This window comes from Acinetobacter sp. AS167 (assembly GCF_037152175.1).
GTDB lineage: Bacteria > Pseudomonadota > Gammaproteobacteria > Pseudomonadales > Moraxellaceae > Acinetobacter.
Genome location: NZ_JBBCMP010000059.1, coordinates 1 through 223 on the forward strand (window position 1 = coordinate 1; position 223 = coordinate 223).

At 99.6% G+C, this 223-nt stretch carries 1 protein-coding gene; it reads left to right on the forward strand.

What is annotated here, in order from left to right:
• The coding region (locus tag WFN33_RS20515; RefSeq protein WP_178897665.1) for a hypothetical protein at positions 1-223 on the forward strand (223 nt) is incomplete at both ends.

The following is a 223-nucleotide window of genomic DNA, read 5'->3' on the forward strand; positions in this document are numbered from 1 at the left end:
GGGGGGGGGGGGGGGGGGGGGGGGGGGGGGGGGGGGGGGGGGGGGGGGGGGGGGGGGGGGGGGGGGGGGGGGGGGGGGGGGGGGGGGGGGGGGGGGGGGGGGGGGGGGGGGTGGGGGGGGGGGGGGGGGGGGGGGGGGGGGGGGGGGGGGGGGGGGGGGGGGGGGGGGGGGGGGGGGGGGGGGGGGGGGGGGGGGGGGGGGGGGGGGGGGGGGGGGGGGGGGG